Here is a 23867-nt window from a genome sequence, read left to right as displayed (position 1 = left end):
CCTTGCCGGGCATAATACCCATGCCTGAACTTCTGCGGAAATGAGGCGCGCCATGCTCGACTTGACCTATGAACTGCCCAAACCCAAGACCATTGCCGGTGCCAAGCACGACTGGGAACTGGTGATCGGGATGGAGGTGCACGCGCAGGTCTCGTCCAATGCCAAGCTGTTCTCGGGGGCATCGACCAAATTCGGGGCCGAGCCGAACTCGAACGTGTCTTTCGTGGATGCGGCCATGCCGGGCATGCTGCCGGTGATCAACGAGTTCTGCGTGGAACAGGCGGTGCGCACGGGCCTTGGCCTGAAGGCGCAGATCAACCTGAAATCGGCCTTTGACCGCAAGAACTATTTCTATCCCGACCTGCCTCAGGGCTACCAGATTTCCCAGCTGTATCACCCGATCGTCGGCGAAGGCGAAGTTCTGGTGGAACTGGGCGACGGCACCGCGCGCATGGTGCGGATCGAGCGCATTCATATGGAGCAGGACGCAGGCAAATCGATCCACGACATGGATCCGAACATGTCCTTCGTCGACCTGAACCGCACCGGCGTCTGCCTGATGGAGATCGTGTCGCGCCCCGACATCCGCGGGCCGGAAGAGGCCGCGGCCTATATCGCCAAGCTGCGCCAGATCATGCGTTATCTGGGCACCTGCGACGGCAACATGCAGAACGGCAACCTGCGGGCCGACGTGAACGTGTCGATCTGCCGCCCGGGCGACTATGAAAAGTACATGGAAACGCAGGACTTTTCGCACTTGGGCACGCGTTGCGAGATCAAGAACATGAACTCGATGCGTTTCATCCAGCAGGCCATCGAGGTCGAGGCGCGCCGTCAGATCGCCATCATCGAGGCCGGCGGCAAGGTCGAGCAGGAGACCCGCCTGTATGACCCCGACAAGGGCGAGACGCGCTCGATGCGGTCCAAGGAAGAGGCGCATGACTATCGCTATTTCCCCGACCCCGACCTGCTGCCGCTTGAGATCGAGCAGGCCTGGGTCGATGACATCGCCGCCAAGCTGCCCGAACTGCCGGACGAAAAAAAGGCCCGTTTCATCAACGATTTCGGCCTGACCGATTATGACGCATCGGTGCTGACCGCCGAGGTTGAATCGGCCGTGTACTTTGAAGAGGTCGCCAAGGGCCGCAACGGCAAGCTGGCCGCGAACTGGGTCATCAACGAGCTGTTCGGCCGCCTGAAGAAAGACGACCGCGACATCACCGACTCGCCAGTTTCACCGGCGCAGCTGGGCGGGATCATCGACCTGATCGCCTCGGACGCCATCTCGGGCAAGATCGCCAAGGACCTGTTCGAGATCGTCTATACCGAAGGCGGCGACCCGGCGCAGATCGTCGAAGAACGCGGCATGAAGCAGGTGACCGACACCGGTGCCATCGAGGCCGCGCTGGACGAGATCATCGCTGCCAACCCGGCGCAGGTCGAGAAGGCCAAGGTGAACCCGAAACTGGCCGGTTGGTTCGTCGGACAGGTGATGAAGGCCACCGGCGGCAAGGCCAACCCCAAGGCGGTCAACCAGTTGGTTGCGCAGAAGCTGGGCCAATAAGGTCTTTCGGTTTGCACAGGCCGGGCAGCAGGGTTTGTCCGGTTTGTACAAAGTTTTACCCGCAGTTCTTGACGCTTTCCGGACCCGAGGCCGCGCTTGACTCGGGCGGCCGGTTGCGGCCTTTGTCTGGGTCAGAGAGGTAAGGTGCCATGCAGAACAGATTTGACCAGGAGCTGGAGGACCGGCTGGTTCGCTATGCGGCCATCGACAGCCAGAGCGACGAAAACTCGCCCTCCACCCCCAGCACGGAAATCCAATACGGTATGCTGAACCTGCTGCGGCAGGAGTTGACCGAAATGGGCGCGCAGGATGTGACCATTACGGACTATGGCGTCGTTCTGGCCACCATTCCGGGCACCGCGCCGGGGCCGACCATCGGCTTTCTGGCCCATGTGGACACCGCGCCGCAGTTCAACGCGACCGGGGTCAAGCCGCGGGTCATCAAGGGCTACAATGGCGGCGACATCACCTTTCCCGACGATCCGTCGCTGGTGCTGTCCCCAGCCGAGCATCCCTATCTGGCCAGCAAGGTCGGCGACGACCTGATCACCGCCTCGGGCACCACGCTACTGGGCGGCGACGACAAGGCGGGCGTGTCGATCATCATGACCATGGCCGGGCACCTGCTGGCCGATAGGACGATCGCGCATGGACCGATCCGCATCGCCTTTACCCCCGACGAGGAAATCGGCCGCGGCGTGACCGAGGCGCTTCCCAAGGATCTGGGCGCCGACTTCGCCTATACGCTGGATGGTCAGCAACTGGGCGAGATCGAATACGAGAGCTTCTCGGCTGACCGGGCGGTGATCCGGATCGAGGGCGTTTCGATTCACCCGGGCCTGGCCAAGGACAAGATGGTGAACGCGACCCATCTGGCGGCCAAGATCGTGCAGACGTTGCCGCAGGCCACCATGACCCCCGAAGTCACCGACGGGCGCGAAGGGTTCATCCACGTGACCGATCTGAACGGCGGCTCGTCCGAGATGGAGATCAAACTGATCCTGCGCGATTTCGAGATGGACGGGCTGGAAGCCAAGGGCGAACTGGTGCGCAAGGTCTGCGACGCGGTGCAGGCCAGCGAACCGCGCGCTAGGATCAGCGTCGAGATCAGCCACCAGTACCGCAACATGCGCTATTGGCTGGAAAAGGACATGACACCGGTGGATCTGGCGCGCGAGGCCTGCCGCGACATGGGGATCGAGCCGGTCTCGGTTCCGATCCGCGGCGGCACGGACGGGTCGCGCCTGACCGAGTTCGGCACCCCCTGCCCCAACATCTTTACCGGGATGCAATGCATCCACGGGCCGCTGGAGTGGATCTCGGTCCAGGACATGGCGGTGGCGACCGAGCTGTGCCTGAAGATCGCCTCAAAGGCGACGCATGGGGAAAGCAACAGTCGAGGCTGAAATTCGCCGGGGCGTGAAGTTTTCTGTTCCCCGTCCCGGACGGAACGATACATTGCCCGCCAACACCAGTTCAGGAACCATTGATGCAGCGTTACGAATACAAGGTCGTCCCGGCCCCCAAGAAAGGCACCAAAGCCAAGGGGGTCAAAACACCCGAGGGCCGGTTTGCCGTCACCATCGAGCATTTGCTGAACGAGTTGGGTGCGAAAGGCTGGGAATACCAGCGCGCAGAGCTGCTGCCCAGCGAGGAGCGGGTCGGCCTGACCGGGTCCGCCGAAAACTGGCGCAATGTTCTGGTGTTTCGCCGTGCGGTCGAAACCGAAGTCGCCAACGACGACGTCGCCGCACTCCTGACCCCGCCAGAAGCGGATGACACTCCTCTGGCACGGCCGGTTCCTGGCCCGGACGATGCGGCTGCGGCGGGTCAAGTCGAGGCTCCGGCCCGCATCGCGCAGGATCATGACGACCCGCCGCTGACGCTGAAGCCGGCCAAGTCAGAAGATGCCCCCAAAGCGGATGCCGAGGAAGAGAAAGAAAAGCCCGACAGCTAGGCGAAGGCCCCGTCAGGCCGGCGCGGCACCATAGGCGTTTTCCGCCGGCTCGCTGGGTTGAATGTAGAAATACAGAAGGATCAGCGTACCGATCAGCGGAATCAGACCGATCAGGATCCACCAACCGGACCGCCCGGTGTCATGCAGACGCCGCACGCCCACAGCGATGTTCGGCACGATCACGCCCAGCGCCACAAGAAATGACAACGGCTGACCAGCTTCGGGCGCGAATGCGCTGAACCCCAGCAAAGGGGCCACCAACGCCCCGTCGATCAGACGAGTGACAATCAGCACCAGAAAGATCGCCAACACCCACCACCAGAACTCGGAGCGCGGCGCGCGCCCCTGAAAAGTTGCGTATTTTGACAGCACCGTACGAACGGCGTGGCTCATCTGTTCCATAGTTTCCTCCGCGCAAATCACGGGAAACATAGCAGATTATTGGAAAAAACCGACAATAATCGGAAAAGTCGGGCGGAAGGCTTCAATCACCGATGTCCAAAGCCAGGGCGTGGATGCGCGGAACGATGTCGCCCAGGGCCTTGTGAACGGCCCGGTGGCGCGCAACGCGGGACTGCCCCTGAAACGCGGCAGCGCGAATGCGGACGTTAAAGTGGCTTTCGCCGCCTTCCTGAAACCCTGCGTGGCCGCGATGGCGTTCACTGTCATCCACGACTTCCAGCTCACGCGGGTTGAACTCGGCCTGCAATCGCTGGCGGATTTCGTCGGTCACGGTCATTTTTACGCTCAGCGGCAATTATTTTGCCGCGCCCCTCTTCTACTTTCGATCACTTAGATTAAACTGCTGCCTCCGAGTCGAAAAGACACGTTCATGAGGATGAGCATATGGTGAAATCAGATCCCTTCGGATTCGACATGTCGGTGTCCAGCGCCAAGAAGAAAAATCCGCGCGGGCGTCGGGGCATGTCGGGCGCGTCCGAGACCTCGACCCGGGTCTGTGACCACGAAGGATGCCAGGAAGCCGGCAAGTTCCGCGCGCCCAAAGCGCCGGATGTGCTGGACGACTTTTTCTGGTTCTGCCAGCAGCACGTGCGCGAATATAACCAGAAGTGGAATTTCTTCGACGGCACCACCGAGGCCGAGTTGAACGCCCAACGGTCGAAAGACAAAGTGTGGGAACGCGAAACCAAGCCGATGGGCGATCCCGAGGCGCGGGCCTGGGCCCGGCTTGGCATTGAAGATCCGCATCAGGTTCTGGGCGAAAACGCGACCAAGAACCCCGGTCGGGCCGCAACAGGCCGTCGCCTGCCGCCAACCGAGCGTCGTGCGATCGAAATCCTCGAAGCCAAGGACACCTGGACCAAGGCCGAGGTTCGCAAAGCCTACAAAAAGCTGATCAAGGTACTGCACCCGGACATGAACGGCGGCGACCGCAGCCAGGAAGAACAGCTGCAGGAAGTCGTCTGGGCCTGGGATCAAATCAAGGACAGCAGGAACTTCAAGTAAGTTCGGCCGCCGCGGCGGACCGGTCCGTTGCTTGGACGTATTCGGACAGGAAGACCTGCGCCTCGAACCGTTTGAGCGCCCGGCGCGCCAAGTTTGGGAACCCATCGACCAGCGCGTTCAGTCGGTCTCCGAAAATGTCGGCCAGTTCCTGCAACCCGTCCGAGCTGAGCGTTGTCAGCGCCTCTTCTCCCAGAAACAGGCTTTCGGCGGGCGCACCTTCTGCGAACAGAATTTCGTGATGGTCCAGCAGGACATGCACATAGGTCACGCCATCACGCGGACGGACCCAGCGAATTCCGGGCAGGCCGACCAGATGGCAAGCCGCAACCAAGGCCTCGGGCTCGCCGAACAGCAATTCCACCAGCGGGCCGTCCAGCAACATGCGGTGCTGTGGAGATACCCGCAGCGATCTGGATGGTCGGTTCGGCCCAAGCGCGCCCGGCGCGATTTCGATCGGACAGAGATGCGGACTCTGGTCCAGTTGATCCGTTGATATACGCGCGGATTCCGCCCATCGAACCGGCTGCGCCCCGCGATCCATGGTCAGAACCAGATCTCCGGGTTCCAGCTGATCCACCGGCACTGGCCCGGATGGGGTTTCAATCAGTGTACCCAAGGCAAAGCAGACGACCTCGATCTCGATGGTGATGGTCTGAAACGCCTCGCCTCCGATCAGTTCCCCACCCGGGTTGAACGCGGTGCCAACACCGCGCACGACGAAGGTGTCGGTGTACGTGCCGGGATCGAGGCTGTCGTAGTAGGCGGGGTCCACCTCATAGGTCCATTGCCCGCTGACCAGCGTGATTGATGCCGTACCGAACTGCGGCGGCGTCGAAATCTCCCAGAAAGTGGCAAATGGCGTCCATCCAGGGCCTGGGACACCAATTGTTCCGTCCAGCTCGCCAGTCGCCGGCAAAGGGGGCTCGCCCGTCACCGTGCCGGATGTGTCCCCTGATATGGTCAGAAGGACCGCGTCAAGCGGATCAATTGGGGTCGAAACCATGCAAACACCCGACGGGTTGCGCCCTGGTGCACCGCCACACCGGCGGCGAATTGAATCACAGCGCGCGTCCCGCTCAAACCAAGAACTGAAGGTATTATATTGTTTGAATTTATTTTGCCTAGTGTCGGCCCGATTGGGCGGATTTGCGTGTTGCCCCACAACGAAATCCCGACCAATCCGAATTGCCGGCGAGTGTTTGTTTCTTACATCCGGCCCCAACTACGCCGGTGCACACTCGGATGATCCGGGGAACCGCATGGTGCGGACCTCCGGATATCCCGCCCATCCGCGGCCGACCGCCCGTGTATATAGCCAGTTTCAAAGAAACACCGGACTACGCGACGGCGCGAACGGCTTTCCCTTGCCCTTGCCTGCAATATGTTGCACCACACACTGGTTCAAACCCGGCAAAACGGGCCAAAGGATAAGGACAAGGCGCATGGCTGACGGATCGACCGATATCAACGCAAAACCCACCGAAGAGATCTCGGTCCGTGACGTGTTCGGGATCGACAGCAATATGTCCGTCAAAGGGTTCGCCGAAAGCAGCGACCGCGTGCCGGCAATCGACCCTACCTACAAGTTTGATCCCGAAACCACGCTGGCAATTCTGGCCGGGTTCACCCACAACCGCCGGGTGATGATCCAAGGCTATCACGGCACCGGCAAATCGACCCATATCGAGCAGGTCGCTGCGCGACTGAACTGGCCTGCCGTGCGCGTCAATCTGGACAGCCACATCAGCCGGATCGACCTGATCGGCAAGGATGCGATCAAGCTGCGCGACGGCAAACAGGTTACTGAATTCCACGAAGGCATCCTGCCCTGGGCGCTGCGCAACCCTGTGGCCATCGTGTTTGACGAATACGATGCCGGCCGCGCCGACGTGATGTTCGTGATCCAGCGGGTTCTGGAGCATGACGGCAAGCTCACCTTGCTGGACCAGAACGAGATCATCACGCCGAACCCCTATTTCCGCCTGTTCGCGACCGCCAACACCGTGGGTCTGGGTGACACCACCGGCCTGTATCATGGCGTTCAGCAGATCAACCAGGCCCAGATGGACCGCTGGTCGCTGGTGGCGACGCTCAACTACCTCAGCCACGACGCCGAGGTGATGATCGTTCTGTCCAAGGCGCCGCATTACAACACCGAAAAAGGCCGCAAGACCGTCAGCCAGATGGTCACCGTTGCCGACCTGACCCGGACGGCGTTCATGAACGGCGATCTGTCGACCGTGATGAGCCCGCGTACCGTTATCAACTGGGCGCAGAACGCCGAGATCTTCCGCGACGTGGGCTACGCCTTCCGCTTGTCTTTCCTGAACAAATGCGACGAGTTGGAACGGCAGACCGTTGCCGAGTTCTATCAGCGTTGTTTTGACGAAGAACTGCCGGAAAGCGCGGCCAGCGTGAGCCTGGGTTGATGGCATCGATTGCGCCCAGATCGGGCGCAACGCCCCCGGCGGGGACATCGGGGGCCAGATGAAGACGGGGTCCGGCCACTTTAACCGGGCGTCGGGCCTAAGGGCGTGAGTGAGGGCTGATAGATATGGCGCAGAAGAACGACAACCCTGCTGATCCGTTCAAGAAGGCTCTGGCCGAGGCGACCAAGGTCATGGCCGATGATCCCGAGTTGTCGGTAAGCTATTCCGTCGACCCGTCGGGCCTGTCCGGAGACTCGATGCGCCTGCCGCAGGTGTCACGCCGAATGACACGCGAAGAGGTTCTTTTGGCGCGGGGCACCGCAGATGCCCTGGCGCTGAACCGGCGCTACCATGACGATGCGACGCATGCACGATATGCGCCTCCGGGAGATATGGCGCGCGACCTCTATGAAGCGATGGAAACCGCCCGGTGCGAAGCGATGGGCGCCCGGGACATGCCCGGCACGGCTTCGAACATTGACGTCAAGATCGGCCACGAGGCGTTGCGGCGCGGCTATGACCAATGCAAGCAACCCTCGGAGGCACCGCTTGCGGTGGCGGCGGGTTATCTGATCCGTCATCTGGCGACCGGGCGTGATCTGCCCGCTGCAGCCGAGAACGTCATGAACCTGTGGCGCGGATTCATCGAGGAACAGGCCGGCGGGGTGTTGGAGAATCTCGACGAGGTGCTCTCGGATCAGGCCGAATTCGCCAAATTCGCCCGCCAGATGATCAAGGATCTGGGCTATGGCGACCAGTTGGGTGACGACCCGGACGAACTGGACGAAGATCAGGAAGATCAGGCCGAGGAAGACGCCGAAGAACAGCCCGATCCGGACAGCACCGGCCAGGACGACCAAGACGACCAGGACGCCGACGCGACGCCCGAGCAAACTCAGGAAGAGCAACAGGATCAGTCTCAGGCGCAGGTCTCGATGGACGAGATGGCCGAGGACGAGATGGGTGAAGAAGCCGAGATGCCCGAGGGCGAAGCGCCTTTGGAGCCGCCTGCCCCTCCGCCCGCATCCGAGGCCGATCCGGACTACATGGTCTACCTGAGCACGCATGACGAAGAGATTGCGGCCGAGGACCTTGCCGAACCCGCCGAACTGGAACGGCTGCGGGCCTATCTTGATCAGCAGCTCGAGCCGCTGAAGGGCGCCGTCAGCCGCTTGGCCAACAAGCTGCAGCGCCGCCTTCAGGCACAGCAGAACCGCAGCTGGGAGTTTGACCGCGAAGAGGGCATTCTGGATGCCGGTCGGCTGGCGCGGGTGGTGGCCAACCCCACGACACCGCTCAGCTTCAAGGTCGAGAAGGATACCGAGTTCCGCGACACCGTGGTGACACTGTTGCTGGACAATTCGGGCTCGATGCGTGGACGACCGATTTCCATTGCAGCGATCTGCGCCGATGTTTTGGCCCGCACGCTGGAACGGTGCAACGTGAAGGTCGAGATCTTGGGCTTCACGACGCGGGCATGGAAGGGTGGACAAGCGCGTGAGGCGTGGCTGAACGATGGCCGCCCACAGCAACCCGGCCGCCTGAACGACCTACGCCACATCGTCTACAAGGGCGCCGACGCGCCTTGGCGCCGCGCACGGCCCAACCTTGGCCTGATGATGAAAGAAGGCCTGCTGAAGGAAAACATTGACGGCGAGGCGTTGGAATGGGCCCACCGCCGGATGCTGGCGCGTCGTGAACAGCGCAAGATCCTGATGGTGATCTCGGATGGCGCTCCGGTCGATGATTCAACGCTCAGCGTGAACCCAGCCAACTACCTTGAGAAGCATCTGCGCGATGTCATCGCCATGGTCGAAAAGCGCAAGATGGTCGAGTTGCTGGCCATCGGCATCGGCCACGACGTCACCCGCTATTATGATCGTGCGGTCACGATCACCGATGTCGAACAGCTGGCAGGAGCGATGACCGAGCAATTAGCCGCGCTGTTCGACAGCGACCCGCGCGCGCGGGCCCGCGTGATGGGCATGAAAAAGGCCGGCTGAGGCCGGTCTTGCCTCCAGCGGGAGCATTTCAAAGATAGGTGAAGGCAGGCGAGCAAGACCTGTAGTGAGCCGAAGGAGAAGCAGATGTTCCAGTCTTTCGAAGTCACGGCGCGGCCCGAACAGGGGCCGCCACGTTTGGCGGCGTTGCGCAAAGAATTGGAGCGCGAAGGACTGGATGGCTTCATCGTCCCGCGTGCCGACGCGCATCAGGGCGAATATGTGGCCGCCCGCGACGGGCGGCTGGCATGGCTGACCGGGTTCACTGGTTCTGCCGGGTTCTGCGCAGCGCTGCGAAACGTGGCCGGCGTATTTGTGGATGGTCGGTATCGCACTCAGGTCAAGGCGCAGGTGGCGTCCGATTTCACGCCGGTACCGTGGCCCGACTTAAGCCTTTCGGCGTGGTTGAAGCAGCAGCTGCCCGATGGAGGGAAGGTGGCGTTCGATCCGTGGCTGCATTCCGCCGGACAGATCACCGCAACCCGGGCCGAACTGCAGAATAGCGGGATCCAGTTGGTTCCGTCAGACAATCTTGTGGACCGCATCTGGTCCGATCAGCCACCACCGCCAATGAACCCGGTCAAGGTGCACCCGCTGGAATTTGCAGGCGAAAGCGCCGAAAGCAAGGTCTCGCAGCTGGCTTCGGTTCTGGCTCAGAACGGGAGGTCGGCTGCCGTCATCACGTTGCCGGACTCGATCATGTGGCTGCTGAACATCCGCGGGTCAGACATTCCCTACAACCCGGTTGCGCATGGGTTTGCGATTTTGCAGGCCGACGGGCACGTGGACCTGTTCATGGCCGCAAAAAAGCTGAAGGGGATGGACGACCATCTGGGGCCGCGGGTTTCGGTCCACGAACCCGACGCGTTCCTGAACGCTGTTGCGGCGCTTGCGGGCGCGGTGCAAGTGGACATGGGAACTCTGCCGCAGGCCGTTGCCGATGTGCTTGGCGACCGGGCTGTGGACGGTGGCGATCCCTGCGCCCGCCCCAAGGCCTGCAAGAACGAAGCCGAAATTGCCGGCAGCGCCGCCGCGCATCTTCGTGACGCCGCCGCAGTCATCGAAACACTGTGCTGGCTGGATGCCCAACCACCCGGCAGCGTGACCGAAACGCAGGTGGTCACACGGTTGGAGGAGAACCGGCGGCGCGACAATGCGTTGCAGGATATCTCGTTCGACACCATTGCCGGCACCGGGCCAAACGGCGCCATCATGCACTACAGAGTGACCGAAGAAACCGACAGCCGGCTTGAGGACGGTCATATTCTGGTTCTGGACAGCGGCGGGCAGTATCTGGATGGTACCACGGACATCACCCGGACGATCCCCATCGGCACGGTGGGAGACGAGGAAAAAACCTGCTTTACCCGGGTTCTGAAGGGAATGATCGCGATGTCGCAACTGCGCTGGCCCGTTGGTCTGGCCGGTCGAGACATCGAGTGCATCGCCCGGGCACCTTTGTGGGCCGCGGGCCAGGATTTCAATCACGGCGTCGGCCACGGTGTCGGCGCATACCTGAGCGTTCACGAAGGGCCACAGCGCCTGGCGCGGGTCAGCCACGTTCCGCTCGAGCCCGGGATGATCCTGTCGAACGAACCGGGTTACTACCGCGAAGGTGCCTTCGGCATTCGGATTGAGAACCTGCTGGTTGTTGAGGAGGCCCCCGCCCTGCCCGGCGCAGACCCCGAGCGCGCGATGCTGTGCTGGCGGACACTGACATATGTCCCCATCGATCGACGCCTGATCGTCGTCGACATGCTGACCACTGCCGAGCGTGATTGGTTGAACGCGTATCACCGGGACGTGGCGGAAAAAGTCCGGCCAAGACTGTCACATGCCGCGCAACTGTGGTTGGATGCCGCAACCGCGCCCTTGTGACACCCGTTTGTCACATACTATGGGCATAGGCGAAGGCCTGACCACAACGAGGCCGCGACGACGAGGGTAGGAGCAGACATGACAGACTACATCAAGATCCGCAAAGCACCTGGCAAGTGGTGCGTCAGGTCCGGTGGCGCGATTCTGGGCGAAACGACCAACGCCCTGGAACTGTTGGAAGGCGATCTGGCCCCCGTCATCTACTTTCCACGCGCAGACATCGCGATGGCCTTTCTGGACAAGACCGAAAAGTTGACCCATTGCCCGCACAAAGGCGATGCCACGCATTACTCGATCGTCAACAAGTCGAGCGTGACGCAGAACGCGGTCTGGAGCTATGAAGATCCGATACCCGCCGTTGCCCAAATCAAGGGCTACCTTGCGTTCTACCCGCTGGAGTCGGTGAAGGTCGAACAGATTTGAGGGCTGGACAAACCTGGCCCTCAACTACGTCTGTCAGAAACTGTAGCTGTATCCGAGAATGAGCGAGTGCGAAGAGTAGCGGCCATTCGCGAGATCTGTCGGGATGAACACTTGGGTCGTGGCGAAATCAAGATCGCCGGTCGTCTTGTAGCGGTACCCGATGTCAATGTTCCCGCGTTCCCCTACCTGAAAACGTCCGCCAAACCCCAATTGCCCCGCAATGGCGGTGTCACTGTCATCGACCAGTGTCACGCCAGCACCGGACTGACCGTCGTGGGACACGCGTGCAAACCCGAGCCCGCCACCAACATAGGGCTTGAACCTGCCCTGTACCGGGACGTCATACCAAAGGTTTGCCATCCCGAAGGTCGCATCAAAGCTTCCGTCATACTGAGTAAACGGGCGACCGATTTCCTTGGTATCATTCGAAGCATATGAAAGTTCGAACTCGGCCCGCAGATTCGGTGCGACACGCAGTCCCATGGCCAGACCGTAGGTTACGCCATTGTCGGTTGTGATGGTGCCTTGGCCAACCACGACCGAAGGAACTGTCTGGAAAAAATCAAAATCATAGTCGCCCATATCGGTGATACCGAGAAAGCCGGTCACGTACGGAGCCTCCTGCGCCCGTGCGGGGACAGCACCAATCATCGAAACCGCAACCACCACAGTCAGCAAAGAAGACCTTTCGAAAGACATGTTCAGACCTCAATAAAAGTGACTATCAGGGATAATTCTTCAATCAGGCTACAATGCTCCCATTCTTTGACAAGGTGTCAAAATCAAAGAGAAACTCTCAGTGACTGGCCTGCCACTGCTTCGTCATGAGTGTTCCTCGGCCGCTGTTGCGGCCAGTGCACGGTTGTACGCCTTCAATGCGTCCACGTGGTACAAGGCTCCGACCGGGTTCTCGACCCCGTCATCATCCCGAACAACCACCGGGAGCCAGGTGATTCCTTCTCGATCGAAATACGGCATTGCCGCCTCGAGGGTTGCGCTGGCCCGGACGCACAGACCCTGCTCAATCATCTCCTGAACCTCTTCCCTGCTTGCCGTATTCGGATCTCCCAGCGGTCGCATCACGGCCCCGGCGCGCAGCATCGCCAGCAAATAAGCCTGTGGCCCGGCGGCCAAATGCACCCCGCGGCGCTCGAGCTGGGTCAGAAAGAAGGACCGGTCCACAAGGCGCGAGGCCAACGCCGTGGACATGGACACCGAGACCATCACGGCAAGCCCGATCTGCCAGTCTCCGGTCAGTTCGAAAACAATCAACGTGGTCGAGATCGGAGCGCCCAGAACCGCCGCCGCAACAGCACCCATGCCGGCAAAAGCATATAGCGTATGCGTGCCCGACACGCTTGGCAGAAGGCCTGTGGCGATCAGGCCAAAGGCGAGGCCGGTCAGCGCGCCGATCATCAACGACGGAGAAAATACCCCGCCGCCCATACGTCCACCCATGGTTATGGCCACTGCCACGGTTTTCATCACGGCAAACAGGATGGCCGTGGTCAGCACCAGATCTCCGGTCAGGGCACGGATGGTCGTCTCGTATCCGACGCCGATGATATGCGGAAACCAAACCGCCAGCACGCCTAGCATCGCGCCGGACACGCCGGGTCGCAGCCAACGCGGCAGCGACAGGCGCGCCTGCACGTGGTTGCCAAAGTCTTCTGCAAAAAAGATCGACCGCATCAGCAACAACGAGACCAGCCCACAGATCAGCCCAAGGATCAAAAAGGCCGGAAGTTCGACGTAGAATTGCAGGGATCCGGGCGTGTCCAGGACAAACTCGGTCACATCGCCATATGCCAGCCTATTGATGACGGTGCCAGCCACCGACGCGATCACGATCGGTGCGAATGCGTGGACTGCAAAATGGCGCAGCACGACTTCCAGCGCGAACAGCGCTCCGGCGATCGGGGCGTTGAAGCTGGCCGATACAGCGGCGGCCACGGCGCAGCCCAGCAGGTCGCGGCCGGTTATTCCATCCGCGTTGATACGCTGGCATACCCAGGTCGAAATCACGCCCGCCATGTGCACCACTGGCCCTTCGCGGCCCGTCGACCCGCCCGTGCTGAGTGTGATCAGCGAGGCGAAAAACGACGCGACCCCGGCTTTGGTTTCGACCCGGCCATCGCTTATCGCGGATCCTTCGATCACATCGGCGACAGACCGAACTCTCCCGTCATCGGTAAAGCGGTGCAGGATGATCCCGACGACCAGCCCTCCAACCGTGGGGATCGCCAAAATCCAGGCCCAGTGCAGTTTCTCGGCAAAGCTGTGCAGAAACAGGATGTCGTCGGTCTGATAGACCAGCGCTTGCAGGGCCGCGATCCCCTTGCGAAATCCCAAAGCCATGAAGCCCGCCGTGATCCCGATCACCAGCGCGATGAACCAGAACTGGATCTGGCTTGGCCCGCGGTGCCGCAGTACCCGCCACGCGTCCTTGAGCGCGGCCAGGGCCTGGTTGAGCTGAGTGCGCAGGACGGTTCGGGTTGATTGTGTCATGGGGCTTTGCGGATAAACAGGTATCCCTTACTAAGCCACGCCGGGCGCTTAGAAAAGTCGGCTGACAAGATATTGAAGGCAAGTGTCGCCGCCCGGCTGCATCAGGCTTGCAACAACGAACGGGCGGCCGCGCGGGCTTCATCCGTGATGACGTCGCCCGAGACCATGCGCGCGATCTCGTCGATCCGGTCCGGTTCGGACAGCGGCAGGACGGTCGACAGGGTCTGCCCGTCGGTCACGTGTTTCTGAACCCGCCAGTGATGCGCCGCGCGGGCAGCGACCTGCGGCGAATGGGTTACCACCAGCACCTGCCCGCCCTGCGCCAGCGCCGCAAGCCTGCGGCCCACGGCGTCCGCAGTGGCGCCGCCCACCCCGCGGTCGATCTCGTCAAAGATCATGGTGCGGGTGCTGTCGTCGTCCGACAGGCACACTTTGAGCGCCAGCAGAAAGCGGCTGAGCTCCCCGCCCGAGGCGATTTTGTTCAGCGGGCCCGACGGGGCGCCCGGGTTGGTGGCCACGGTAAAGGCCACGGCGTCCTGCCCCTCGGGTCCGGGGTCGGCGGGCGTGATCTGGGTCTGGAACACCGCACGCTCCATCTTGAGCGGCGCAAGCTCGGCAATCACCGCCGCGTCCAACCGGCCGGCAGCCTCGCGCCGCAGGGCGCTGAGTGCCTCGGCGGCCGCGTCATAGGTGGCCTGCGCGGCCTGCACCGCAGCACGGCGGTCGGCCAGGTCGGCGTCACCGGCCTCAAGCTGGCCCAGCCGGGCGCGCAGCGTGTCGGCGTAACCGCTCAGGTCATCGGGGGCCACGTCATGTTTGCGGGCCAGCGCTCGGATGGCGAATAGACGTTCCTCGGTCTGCTCCAACTCGGCCGGGTTGAAGTCCAGCGCCTCGAGACAGGCGGTCACGCCGTCCTGCGCCTCGCCCAGTTCGATAAGGGCGCGCCCAAGGGCCGCGATCGGCTCGTCCAGTTGGCCCTCGGCCCGGTCGGCGACACCTTCTAGCCAGCGCACGGCATCCGTCATCGCCCCTTCGGCCCCGTCACCGCCCAGCATGGCAAAGGCGCGGGCCACGTCGTCACGGATGCGCTCGGCCCCCTGCATCATCCGGCGGCGCGCGTCGAGTTCGGCGTCCTCGCCCGGCTGCGGATCAAGTTTGTCGAGTTCGGCCACGGAATGCCGCAGAAATTCTTCTTCGCTGCGCACGGCGGCCACGGCGGCCTCGGTCTCGGCCAGGGCCTTGCGGGCCCGCGCCATCTCGGTCCAAGTGGCGCGCACGGCGGCCAATTGCGGCTCGGCCCCGGCATAGACGTCCAGCATCGCGCGATGGCCGCGCGGGTTCAGCAGGCCGCGGTCATCATGCTGGCCGTGCAGTTCGACCAAGGTTTCTGACAGCGCCCGCAGCACCTCGCCAGAGCAGCGGCGGTCGTTGACCCAAGCGGTCTTGCGCCCCTCGGCAGTGTTGACGCGGCGCAGGATCAGCTCCGACCCGCCGGGCAAACCAGCCTCGGCCAAGATCGCATGGACGGGATGGTCCTCGGGCAGTTCGAACTCGGCCACGACCTCGCCCTGCGCGGCCCCCTGCCGGACCAGTTCGGCCCGACCGCGCCAGCCCAGCACAAAGCCCAACGAGTCGAGCAGGATCGACTTGCCCGCGCCCGTCTCTCCGGTCAGCGCGTTCAAGCCCGGCTGAAAGGTCAGCTCCAGCCGATCAATGATCAGCATATCGCGGATATCAAGGGCGCGCAGCATCGGGTCGTCAGCGTCCCAAGCCTGTGACCATGGCGATTACAACCACTGGCCCTTGATCGTCTGGCGGTAGATCGTGCTGAGCCAGTTGTTGCCGCGGCTCTTTAGTTCGAGCCCACGCGAGGTCAGCAGCTTGTAAGCCGCGTCGTACCATTCAGACGACTGGTAGTTGTAGCCCAGAATCGCGCCGGCCGATTGAGCCTCATCGACCAGACCCAAGGCCAGATAGGCCTCGACCAAGCGGTACAGCGCCTCGGCTGTGTGGCTGGTGGTCTGGAAATCCTCGACCACGACACGGAAACGGTTGATGGCCGCGGTATAGTGATCCTGACGCAGGTAATAGCGCCCAATCTCCATTTCCTTGCCCGCCAAATGGTCGAAGGCCAGATCGAATTTCAGCACCGCCGAGGTGGCGTATTCGCTGTCGGGATAGACCTCGATCACGGTGCGCAGCGCCTGCAACGCCTGGAAGGTCAGACCCTGGTCGCGGCCGACCTCGTCGATCTGGTCATAGTAGCTGAGCGCCAGAAGGTACTGCGCATAAGCTGCGTCTTCGTCGGTTGGGTAGAAGTCGATATACCGCTGCGCGGCGGCGCGGCTTTCTTCATACTCCTTGTCCGAGTGGAACGCGAAAGCCTGCATGATCAGTGACCGCTTGGCCCAGTCGGAATAGGGATAAAGCCGTTCGACTTCGGAAAAGTACCAGGCCGCATCTGCGGGACGATTCTGCGCAAGCTCGTATTCGCCACGGGTGTAGATCTGCTCGGGCGTAAAGCCTTCAAGGTTCTGGGACTTGTCAGCGCCCTTGTTACCAAACAGGCCACCCGCGTTGCCGCAGGCCGTCAAAGTAGCTGCCAGAAGAATCGCGCCCGCAAGCCTGACTGCCGCTTTGGTGCCAACCATACCGCCCATCCTAGTCGTCTTGTCTCTTTGGGTAACCCCGGATTGAGCTTTGGTCTAGCACATAAAATTCCGGTGCAAAACGCCTTATCGGCCCCGCGACCGATTTGTCGCCGGGCCGTGCCGGATCAGGCAACTTCGGGGATTTCGTCCCAGACCAACCCTTGCCCGGGAAGTTGTGCGGCTTGCTCAGGCGTGCACAGCACCGGACGCACGGCGCCAGGCGTCTCGAACAGCTTGCGCAGCAATGTGTTGGTCATGGCATGGCCGGATTTCTCGCCGACGAAGTGACCAAAGATCGGGCCGCCGGCCAGATACAGGTCTCCCAACGCGTCCAGCATTTTGTGGCGCACGGCTTCATCCTGGTGACGGAAGCCACCCGGTGTCAGCACCTCGGCCCCTTGAACAACAACCGCATTCTCCAGAGTGCCGCCCAAGGCCAGACCGTTTTCGCGCATCGCCTCGACATCGGTTCGGCGGCAGAAGGTCCGGCAGTCGGACAGTTCCCGAGCAAACGACCCGTTGCGCATATCCAGGATCTTCGACTGGCTGCCGATCGCAGTGTCTTCGAAATCGATGTGGAACTCGATGATCAAACCGTCAGCCGGCCGGATCGAGGCACGGGCACCTTCCCGCTCTGCCACGACCGGCTTGAGGACCTCATACGCCAGAACCGGGCTGGCCTGACGGCGGACACCCTTGGCGATGATACCGCGCACGAAGTCGATCGACGAACCATCCATGATCGGAACTTCGGGTCCATCAATCTCGATCAGGGCGTTGTGGATCCCGCACCCTGCCAGCGCGGCCATGATGTGCTCGACGGTTGACACCGAAACGCCTGCGTCATTGACGAGGCGCGTACACAGTTGGGTTCGTTCGACCACATCGTAGATGGCCGGGATCAACGCATTGCCCAGTTCGATATCAGTCCGCTTGAACCAGATCCCGTGACCGGCAGCTGCCGGTTTCAGAACCATCGTCGCGGGCTTGCCACTGTGCAGGCCCACGCCTTTGAACGTGATCGAAGATTTGAGCGTCTGTTGCAAATTGAACCTCGGTGAGCGGTGTCCAGCCTTTTTCGGCTGTGTTGCACCCTCAGTTAAGGAAGCGCGGGTCAAGGCTCAACTCACTCTTTGTAACTGAATGAAACAGTTCTGCAACAGATCGGCAAAACCCTGCTTACTGGCACTTAAACGTTTGCATCAAAAGGAAAAAGGGCCGCCTTTCGGCGACCCCGTGAGTGGATATTGTTACCGCGATCAGTTGGCCTGACGGCGCAGGAAAGCCGGAATCTCGATACGCTCCTGCTCGGGATCGACCTCTTCATGCGAGGGTGCCGTAGCGTCAGTCTGGCGCATCGCAGGCTGTTGCCGGGCCGGTTGAGCGGGGGTATCCGGGGCGTGCCCAGTCATCCGGTCGATCAAACGGTTGAACCCGAACCGCGGCCGTTCCTCGGCGGCGGGCTGGCGCTGCGGCGCCGGTTCCTGCGGGCGCGACGCGGTCAGTCGCTGGGCCGAAGTCGGTACGTTCTGAACAGCCGCCTGCAGCCGTTCCAGCGCGGCCGGCGAAGGCGTTCCAGGGGTATGCGGCACCTGTTGCGGCTGATAGCTTTCCGCCGGGCGTTCGACCGGCTCGGGCTGCGGATCGAACTCGGCGCTGCGTGGCTGATAGGCCGGAGGAGGCAGCCCGTCGTCATCGTCCTCGACAGCCTCATCCGCGCCTTGACCGAATTGCAAAGTCGTGTGCGAAGGCTCTTCGGCCGCTTCAAACAGAGACGGTTCGCGCGGAGCTTCGGGCTGCGGAGCCGGTTCAGCAACTTCCGCCGCGACCGGAGCCGGCTGTGCTGCTTCTTCTTCCGCCGATACGGTACGGGTCAGAGGAGCGGACATGGACCGGCGCGGAGCCGGCGCCTCGGAGCCGCTTTCGCTGGCATCGATGCCGGTTGCCACGACCGAGACGCGCATCTTGCCTTCCATCTCGGGATCCAGCGTCGAGCCGACGATGATGTTGGCCTCGGGGTCCACTTCCTCGCGGATGCGGTTGGCGGCCTCGTCCAGTTCGAACAGAGTCAGGTCATGGCTGCCGGTGATGTTGATCAATACGCCCTTGGCGCCCTTGAGGCTGATTTCGTCCAGCAGCGGGTTTGCGATGGCCTTTTCCGCGGCCTGGATGGCGCGATCTTCGCCCTCGGCCTCGCCGGTACCCATCATGGCCTTGCCCATCTCGTCCATCACCGCGCGGACGTCGGCGAAGTCGAGGTTGATCAGGCCCGGACGCACCATCAGGTCGGTTACGCCCTTGACGCCCTGATACAGCACGTCATCGGCCATCGAGAAGGCCTCGGTGAACGTGGTCTTTTCGTTGGCCAGACGGAACAGGTTCTGGTTGGGGATGATGATCAGCGTATCGACGACCTTCTGCAGCGCCTCGACACCGTCTTCGGCCTGACGCATGCGCTTGGCGCCTTCGAACTGGAACGGTTTGGTCACTACGCCCACGGTCAACACACCCAGTTCACGCGCAGCCTGCGCGATGATCGGAGCGGCGCCGGTGCCGGTGCCCCCGCCCATGCCGGCGGTGATGAAGCACATATGCGCGCCGGCCAGGTGATCGACGATCTGTTCGATGCTTTCTTCGGCGGCGGCGGCGCCGACCGATGCGCGGGCGCCTGCGCCCAGACCCTCGGTCACCTTGATGCCCAACTGCACCCGCGCCGACGAGCGGCTTTGCTGCAGTGCCTGCGCGTCCGTGTTGGCCACCACGAAGTCAACGCCGTCGAGTTGTTTTTCAATCATGTTGTTGACGGCGTTTCCACCTGCACCGCCTACGCCAAATACCGTAATCCGAGGCTTGAGTTCGTCGTGCCCGGGCATCGAAAGATTCAATGTCATGCTCTGTCCGCCTGTATTTATGATCCCGCAAAGCGGTGTTTTTCTTGCCTATCCGCTTGTGATTCTACCTTTCCAAACGTCAAACGTCACGCCAAAAATCGCGTGAATCCACAAAATATGGAAGAAATAAGGCGGTTTTTCGCGGCATTTCGCCCGACTGCGCAAATCTAGCGGTTCAGGGCGGACAGACCACCACACACGCGAAAACCCCCAGCCTGATTTGGCGGGTGCGATGCTGGACATCCTGTTCAAACTGCGGCTGACTGCTCGGGTCCTGCCGACGAGCCTCTGACGGGCCTTGTCGATATTCTGAGGGATAAATCCCTGCACCGCAACCGGAATTTTCAGCTGATGGGAACGGAAGGACAATCCAGGCCGTCGTCCGAAAACCCGCTGACTTCCTGGATTTCGCCATCCCCCAGCCGCGCGATCCTGACCAGCAACCGCCCATCATGCTCGAATGGCCACCAGCATACCGGGCCGGGCTCGGTGTCATAGAGGAAGCACAGCTTGCCGTCCGGCGTCGTGATCTGGCCATAGACGCAGCCCTCGCCCTCTCGCCGCCAGACCGAGCGGGTTGGGCTGAGGAACTCCTCGGTGCCGACAAGCATACCGCTGGTCAATTCGTGGAACGTGACGGTTTTCCCGACCACCGCGTCAAGGAATGCTTCGGGCGAGATACGGGTCTGCGCGACAGCCGCAGCCGGAACCCAGGCTGCGTAAAACACCGCAGCCCGGAGCAGGAACCTACCAGTTGTCACGGAACCAGCGCACGGCACGCTTGAATGGCCGTGCTGCGTAGGTATCGACCGGGATTTCAAAGTCCCACCATTCATCCTGCGGATGCGCCGCAAACAGCGCAAGACCAACCGCCGAGGAGAACCCCGGGCCTGTCGCAGATTGCGGCAACCCATGCACACGCAGCGGTCGGCCCAGACGCACCCGCTGACCTAGTATCCGGCTGGCCAGCCCATCCAGACCGGGGATCTGACTGGCTCCACCGGTCAAAACGATCTGTTGGCTTGGCATATGTTCGAACCCTGCAGCGTCCAGCCGAACGCGGACTTCCTCGAGGATTTCCTCGACTCGCGGGCGCATGATGCCGATCAGCTCGGCACGGCTGACGGTACGCCGGTCGTGTTCCCAATCCCCGGTGTCGCCGCCAATGTCGATCATGTCGCGGTCATCGGCTCCGGTGGCGTGAACCCCGCCATTGAAGGTCTTGATCCGCTCGGCAACCGAGGCGGACACACCAAGCCCCATCGAAATGTCACTGGTGACATGGTCCCCGCCCATGCGGACACTGTCGGCGTAGATCATGTGCTTTTTGATAAAGATCGAAACGCCGGTGGACCCACCACCCATGTCGATACAGGCCGCTCCAAGTTCCTGTTCGTCTTCAACCAGCGCAGAAATCCCCGACACATAGGCCGAGTTCGCGATGCCGGCCAATTCCAGGTCGCACCGCTTGACGCAACGAACGATGTTCTGAATCGCCACCGCATCGACCGTCAACATGTGCATGTCGACCGCAAGCGTCTGACCCATCTGCCCCCGCGGGTCGATCAAGCCAGATCGGTTGTCCAGAGCGAAGTTCACAGGTTGTGCATGCAGCACCTCGCGCCCTGCCCCATAGTCCGGGACATCGCAGGCGTTCAGGACACGACCGATCTCGGCCTCGGTCACCAGCTGACCGTCCAGATCCACCTGCGCATCCAGCCCATAAGACCGAGGGTTTGCCCCCGAGAAACAGGCGATCACATGGTCTACCCTGATATCGGCCATCTTCTGAGCAGCCTGCAGCGCGGTGCGGATGGCGCGCTCGGTTTCCTGCATGGCCGTGATCTCACCAAAGCGCACCCCGCGCGATCGGGTCGTCGCCGCACCGATCACCCGGAACCCGGTCTGCCCGGCCATGGACCCGATCGAGTTGTCCTCGCTGAGCCGCGCCGACCCATCAAACCGCAGCACAAGACAGGCGATCTTGGAACTTCCGACATCCAGGATCGCAACGACACCGCGTTGCATGGCCTGTCTGCGCATCTGGCGCATTGCGCGTTGAGACTGATAGAGATCCGTCATCATCGTATTACTGCCCGTTACCCATAGTCACTTTTGTATTCCACCAGTCTGCGCTGGCGGCTTCTGTCATCCGAATGGTCGGCCGCGCCCCTATGCGCATATCGACCACGGCAACATCCCGTTCCAAAAGGTCCTGCACCTCGTTCACCGCCAGTACACGCTCGAGCGCACGCACCGGACGTTCCGTCGGCAGCATGACCCGTTGGCCTCGGTCCAGAACCAGGTCCCAGCGCCGCTCGCCGACGCGGACCAGACCGCGCACCCGGCTGCCTAGGCTGCGCGCGGTGGCGAGAAGTTCCAGTGCCTCGGCCACATGCTGATCTGCGCCTTGACCGGCAATCAGCGGAAGATCGGAGCGCTCGGTCCGAGCCGCGATCTCGGCCACGTGGGTGCCCGTTTCGTCCAACAGCTGGATGCCTTCACGAGTGCGCCAGACGATCACGGGCTGACGTTCGACAACATCGACCTGCAGAATGCCGCCCGGACGGATCCGCACGGTTGCCGATTTGACCGGGTCCAAGCCGGTGATCGTGTCTCGGATCTGCTCGACATCCAGGTCCCAAGAACTGAGCGGGAAGTCCAAAGGCACGACTTCGCGGATGTCATCAGCAAGGCCGGCCCCCGCCCCGTCGATCGCCATGAGCTTGACCATGAATTCAGGACGCTCCTGGAACGACGTAATCAAGTTGTCCACCTGCGCCCGAACCGCTTCTCGCCGATCTTCGGCTGCGAAGTAGAGCCCAACCGTCGCCACGACCGCGCAGAGCGGCACTCCGATCTTGACCCCCAGCCGGATTCCAGGCGTCAGCATCCATCGCTGGAACCGATAACTGAACCGCGACGGTGCCGGGTCCGCACGGCCTCTGCCACGGCGGAACAACCGACCACCGCGCAACCGCAATTTGGGCTCAGCACGTTCGGCGTCGGCGTCCGCAGACTGGAACTCGGCATCAGGGCCGGACAGAGGCTTGGCGCGGTGGATCACCGGCGCACGAGTGGCGGTCAGCGGTCGCATGAGGCGTCCTCGACCATCCAGGCGCAGAGCTGGCCGAAGGTCATGCCCAGATGCGCGGCTTGTTCAGGCACCAGCGAGGTGGGGGTCATACCCGGCTGGGTGTTGGTCTCCAGTAGGAACAGGCCCTCTTCGCCCTTGGCGTCGTCCCAGCGGTAGTCGGTGCGGCTGACGCCCCGGCACCCCAGAACCTGGTGGGCGCGCAGGGCATAATCCATGCATAGATCGAAGATCCGCTGCGGGATGTCGGCGGGCAGCACGTGGCGCGATCCGCCGGGCTTGTATTTGGCGTCGTAGTCATACCAGCCGTCGGTCAGGATCTCGGTCACGGTCAGGGCGCGGTCGCCCATCACGGTCACCGTCAACTCGCGCCCGGCCACGTATTGTTCGACCATGACCTGTTCGGGCATGTCATCCGACAGCTGCGGCGGGCCGTTCGACCCTTCGAACACAAGGTAGATCCCGACACTGGAACCTTCGTTGTTGGGCTTGACCACATATGGCGCGGGCATGACGTGCCCCGCCATCACGTCCGATTTCGGGACGATCACGCTGTCGGCCACGGGCAGGCCGGCCGCGCCGAAAACCTCTTTGCTGCGCTGTTTGTCCATGGCCAGCGCCGAGGCCAGCACCCCGGAATGCGTGTAGGGCATCCGCAGCCACTCCAGCAGACCCTGCACGCAACCGTCCTCGCCCCAGCGGCCATGCAGGGCGTTGAAGACCACGTCGGGCTTGATGTCCTGCAAACGCGCACAAAGGTCAGGACCGGCGTCCAGTTCGACGACCTCGATCCCTTCTCCCACAAGGGCGGCTGCGCATTCGCGCCCGCTGCTGAGAGACACCTCGCGTTCCGCCGAGGGGCCACCCATCAATACCGCCACTTTGGGGTTTGTCCTGCTCGACCTACCCACGTTCGTGCGCCTCAATGTCCCCGGACCTTATCTGGTGGTCCGTATTTCGTTATGCCTTTGATCCGTCGCCTGAATTTGCCTGTTTTGGTCTGAC

General features: G+C 62.2%; 21 protein-coding genes. 8 read left to right on the top strand and 13 right to left on the bottom strand.

The window, feature by feature from the left end; genetic code table 11:
* Positions 1 to 52 precede the first annotated feature (52 nt).
* From gatB to ACR0DA_RS02495, 3 genes are all read left to right on the top strand, one after another.
* Positions 53 to 1564, top strand: coding sequence for an Asp-tRNA(Asn)/Glu-tRNA(Gln) amidotransferase subunit GatB (gene gatB / locus ACR0DA_RS02505; protein ID WP_480752836.1), 1512 nt, complete (start codon positions 53 to 55; stop codon positions 1562 to 1564).
* Positions 1565 to 1713: 149 nt separating this feature from the next.
* Positions 1714 to 2970 (top strand): peptidase T, encoded by a 1257-nt coding sequence (pepT, locus tag ACR0DA_RS02500; RefSeq protein ID WP_480752834.1) that lies wholly within the window; start codon positions 1714 to 1716, stop codon positions 2968 to 2970.
* Positions 2971 to 3053: 83 nt separating this feature from the next.
* The gene (locus ACR0DA_RS02495; RefSeq protein ID WP_170434671.1) at positions 3054 to 3521 is read left to right on the top strand and encodes a DUF4177 domain-containing protein; all 468 of its coding nucleotides are present in this window, start codon (positions 3054 to 3056) and stop codon (positions 3519 to 3521) included.
* A gap of 12 nt (positions 3522 to 3533) precedes the next feature.
* Here ACR0DA_RS02495 and ACR0DA_RS02490 read toward each other — a convergent pair whose 3' ends face one another.
* Together ACR0DA_RS02490 and ACR0DA_RS02485 are read right to left on the bottom strand one after the other, a co-directional pair.
* On the bottom strand, positions 3534 to 3923 hold the full coding sequence (locus ACR0DA_RS02490) for a DUF805 domain-containing protein (protein ID WP_170357302.1): 390 nt from the start codon (positions 3921 to 3923) through the stop codon (positions 3534 to 3536).
* Between the two features lie 82 nt (positions 3924 to 4005).
* Positions 4006 to 4260 carry a BolA family protein gene (locus ACR0DA_RS02485; RefSeq protein WP_093964863.1) on the bottom strand — a complete coding sequence of 85 codons (255 nt, stop codon included), beginning with the start codon at positions 4258 to 4260 and terminating at the stop codon, positions 4006 to 4008.
* A 107-nt stretch (positions 4261 to 4367) separates the two neighbouring features.
* Between ACR0DA_RS02485 and ACR0DA_RS02480 the strand changes: the two genes are divergently transcribed.
* Complete coding sequence (locus tag ACR0DA_RS02480) at positions 4368 to 4988, top strand: J domain-containing protein (RefSeq protein ID WP_093964862.1); 621 nt, start codon at positions 4368 to 4370, stop codon at positions 4986 to 4988.
* Here the strand turns inward: ACR0DA_RS02480 and ACR0DA_RS02475 are convergent.
* Positions 4981 to 5991, bottom strand: a complete 1011-nt coding sequence (locus ACR0DA_RS02475) for a Hint domain-containing protein (RefSeq protein WP_480752832.1) — start codon at positions 5989 to 5991, stop codon at positions 4981 to 4983. The genes ACR0DA_RS02480 and ACR0DA_RS02475 overlap by 8 nt on opposite strands.
* 439 nt (positions 5992 to 6430) lie before the next feature.
* Here ACR0DA_RS02475 and cobS point away from each other — a divergent pair, with 439 nt between their 5' ends.
* The 4 genes from cobS (at position 6431) to ACR0DA_RS02455 (ending at position 11718) form a co-directional block, all read left to right on the top strand.
* Positions 6431 to 7417 (top strand): cobaltochelatase subunit CobS, encoded by a 987-nt coding sequence (gene cobS / locus ACR0DA_RS02470; protein WP_093964859.1) that lies wholly within the window; start codon positions 6431 to 6433, stop codon positions 7415 to 7417.
* A gap of 125 nt (positions 7418 to 7542) precedes the next feature.
* Positions 7543 to 9420, top strand: coding sequence for a cobaltochelatase subunit CobT (cobT, locus tag ACR0DA_RS02465; RefSeq protein ID WP_170340929.1), 1878 nt, complete (start codon positions 7543 to 7545; stop codon positions 9418 to 9420).
* Between the two features lie 84 nt (positions 9421 to 9504).
* Positions 9505 to 11295, top strand: coding sequence for an aminopeptidase P family protein (locus ACR0DA_RS02460; RefSeq protein ID WP_480752831.1), 1791 nt, complete (start codon positions 9505 to 9507; stop codon positions 11293 to 11295).
* Between the two features lie 78 nt (positions 11296 to 11373).
* A complete protein-coding gene (locus ACR0DA_RS02455) occupies positions 11374 to 11718 on the top strand; it encodes a DUF427 domain-containing protein (RefSeq protein ID WP_170357298.1) in 345 nt (114 codons plus the stop codon).
* A gap of 33 nt (positions 11719 to 11751) precedes the next feature.
* Here ACR0DA_RS02455 and ACR0DA_RS02450 read toward each other — a convergent pair whose 3' ends face one another.
* The 10 genes from ACR0DA_RS02450 to ACR0DA_RS02405 form a co-directional block, all read right to left on the bottom strand.
* Positions 11752 to 12417 (bottom strand): outer membrane protein, encoded by a 666-nt coding sequence (locus ACR0DA_RS02450; RefSeq protein ID WP_480752830.1) that lies wholly within the window; start codon positions 12415 to 12417, stop codon positions 11752 to 11754.
* A 123-nt stretch (positions 12418 to 12540) separates the two neighbouring features.
* Entirely contained in the window at positions 12541 to 14226 is a 1686-nt protein-coding gene (locus ACR0DA_RS02445; protein ID WP_480752828.1) for a chloride channel protein, read from the bottom strand.
* Between the two features lie 101 nt (positions 14227 to 14327).
* Positions 14328 to 15977 carry a DNA repair protein RecN gene (gene recN, locus ACR0DA_RS02440; protein WP_480752826.1) on the bottom strand — a complete coding sequence of 550 codons (1650 nt, stop codon included), beginning with the start codon at positions 15975 to 15977 and terminating at the stop codon, positions 14328 to 14330.
* A 36-nt stretch (positions 15978 to 16013) separates the two neighbouring features.
* Entirely contained in the window at positions 16014 to 16877 is an 864-nt protein-coding gene (locus ACR0DA_RS02435; protein ID WP_170340921.1) for an outer membrane protein assembly factor BamD, read from the bottom strand.
* A 125-nt stretch (positions 16878 to 17002) separates the two neighbouring features.
* Positions 17003 to 17923 (bottom strand): UDP-3-O-acyl-N-acetylglucosamine deacetylase, encoded by a 921-nt coding sequence (gene lpxC, locus ACR0DA_RS02430; protein ID WP_093964852.1) that lies wholly within the window; start codon positions 17921 to 17923, stop codon positions 17003 to 17005.
* A gap of 213 nt (positions 17924 to 18136) precedes the next feature.
* Positions 18137 to 19768 carry a cell division protein FtsZ gene (ftsZ, locus tag ACR0DA_RS02425; RefSeq protein ID WP_170368145.1) on the bottom strand — a complete coding sequence of 544 codons (1632 nt, stop codon included), beginning with the start codon at positions 19766 to 19768 and terminating at the stop codon, positions 18137 to 18139.
* A 344-nt stretch (positions 19769 to 20112) separates the two neighbouring features.
* Positions 20113 to 20496, bottom strand: a complete 384-nt coding sequence (locus tag ACR0DA_RS02420) for a hypothetical protein (RefSeq protein WP_480752825.1) — start codon at positions 20494 to 20496, stop codon at positions 20113 to 20115.
* 19 nt (positions 20497 to 20515) lie between these two features.
* Complete coding sequence (gene ftsA / locus ACR0DA_RS02415) at positions 20516 to 21850, bottom strand: cell division protein FtsA (protein ID WP_093964849.1); 1335 nt, start codon at positions 21848 to 21850, stop codon at positions 20516 to 20518.
* Positions 21851 to 21857: 7 nt separating this feature from the next.
* On the bottom strand, positions 21858 to 22865 hold the full coding sequence (locus tag ACR0DA_RS02410) for a cell division protein FtsQ/DivIB (RefSeq protein WP_170364558.1): 1008 nt from the start codon (positions 22863 to 22865) through the stop codon (positions 21858 to 21860).
* A complete protein-coding gene (locus ACR0DA_RS02405) occupies positions 22853 to 23773 on the bottom strand; it encodes a D-alanine--D-alanine ligase (RefSeq protein WP_480752823.1) in 921 nt (306 codons plus the stop codon). Before ACR0DA_RS02405 ends, ACR0DA_RS02410 begins: the two co-directional genes overlap by 13 nt.
* Between the last annotated feature and the right edge of the window lie 94 nt (positions 23774 to 23867).

The sequence above is a fragment of the Ruegeria sp. CI8 genome (assembly GCF_056536865.1).
The sequence above is the reverse complement of the archived record's forward strand: the minus strand, read 5'-3'. Positions and strand labels throughout refer to the sequence as shown.